This window comes from Clostridium boliviensis (genome assembly GCF_033342255.1).
GTDB classification, from domain to species: domain Bacteria; phylum Bacillota; class Clostridia; order Lachnospirales; family Lachnospiraceae; genus Lacrimispora; species Lacrimispora boliviensis.
Genome location: NZ_JAWONS010000222.1, coordinates 1 through 1,721, shown reverse-complemented (window position 1 = coordinate 1,721; position 1,721 = coordinate 1). Strand labels below are relative to the sequence as shown.

The window sequence follows — 1,721 nt, the reverse complement described above, 5'->3', positions numbered from 1 at the left end:
TGGTGTGCCAAGCATGGCACTAATCTAGTCAGTGAAAGTCTGACCACGGGTATTTACCGCCAAGTGTAGCGGAGCGCAAGTTGGTGTCAGTAATGGCATAGATGAAGGAAGCGCATAGCAAAGTTCTTGAGCCTACGAACAGAAACTTGATAAGGCGATGAGGTGGGTAAGGTTGCCGAACAAACCGAAGCCCAAAAGGTAAACGTATAACCAAAGTTGTAAATCAAGAGGTTGTGGAATGAAAGATTAGTGTCTTACCTTGGGAGACCCTACCCACACATCGAAAGATGTGGTCGAAAAAGGTTTAGGGAGGGAGTCAGATGATGTCATAGTAGGCGTAACAGCTGAAGGACTGAAACGATTTATAGTACAAATCGTTATTAAGAGAATGGTGCATAAACCAGAAATCAGATGGATGGGAAAAGTAGGAACGTAACCGAGGAATACTGTCTATATCGAGAGGGGTGTTATGCATAAATTTTGTAATAATCAGAGGAGTAACAACGAATGGAATTAATAGATGTGATTACATCAAAAGAAAATCTAAACAGAGCCTATAAGAAAGTAGTGGCAAACAAAGGGGCAGGCGGAGTTGATGGAATGAAAGTCGAGGAACTTGGTGCATACATCAAGGAATACAAAGATGAAATTGTCCAGTCAATCAGAAACCGAACCTATATGCCAAAGCCAGTCCGTAGAGTTTATATTCCGAAAGATAATGGAAAAATGAGACCATTAGGAATTCCAACAGTCTTAGATAGAGTAGTCCAACAAGCTATTGCTCAGCCCATTATAGATACCTATGAAGAACTATTCAGTGAGTTTAGTTATGGCTTTAGACCAGGAAGAAGTTGTCATGATGCCATAAAACAAGCATTGGAGTATCTGAATGAGGGATATGAATGGGTAATAGACATTGATATAGAGCAGTTCTTTGATAAAGTAAATCATGACAAATTAATTCAAATTCTTAGAGAACAAGTAAATGACAGTACTACATTGAACCTGATTCGGAAATACCTGAAAGCGGGAGCAATGGAAAAAGGACTAGAGAAAGCGACAACAAGCGGTGTGCCACAGGGCGGTCCCCTTTCAGTTGTACTATCTAATGTATATCTTGATAAATTAGATAAGGAACTGGAGCAAAGAGGACTTCGTTTTACAAGGTATGCTGACGATACAATGGTGTTTACCAAAAGTGAGATGGCAGCCAATAGAGTGATGAAATCCATCACAGATTGGATAGAAAGAAAACTTTTTCTGAAAGTAAATGCAACCAAAACAAAAGTAGTCAGACCAACAAGAAGTAAATATCTTGGATTCACTTTTCTGAATCACGGTGGTGAATGGAAAGTAAAACCTACCACAGAAAAGAAAAAGAAGCTAAAGCAGAAATTGAGTGAATACCTCAAAAGAAACAAAGCTATCGCACGTCCACTTGCAGTAACCATTAAGCGAGTGAATGAAGTAGTCAGGGGATGGATTAATTACTTTAGAATTGGAATGATGAAAATGTTCATGCAAGAGTTTGGAGCATGGCTTAGGCACAAGATAAGAGTGATAGTTATAAAGCAATGGAAAACACCTAAGACAATATATAGAAATCTATGCTATCTCAATCAGAAGAATAAGAATGGATTCGACCATGAATCAATTTACAAAGTAGCAAATTCAAGGCTCGGTTTGTACAGACAAAGCGGAATGAATGTTGTGAACTTTAT

General features: G+C 38.8%; 1 protein-coding gene. It reads left to right on the top strand.

Annotated features, from left to right (window positions below):
• Nucleotides 1-507: 507 nt before the first annotated feature.
• The coding region (ltrA, locus tag RZO55_RS14595) for a group II intron reverse transcriptase/maturase (RefSeq protein ID WP_318065001.1) at nucleotides 508-1,721 on the top strand (1,214 nt) is incomplete at its 3' end.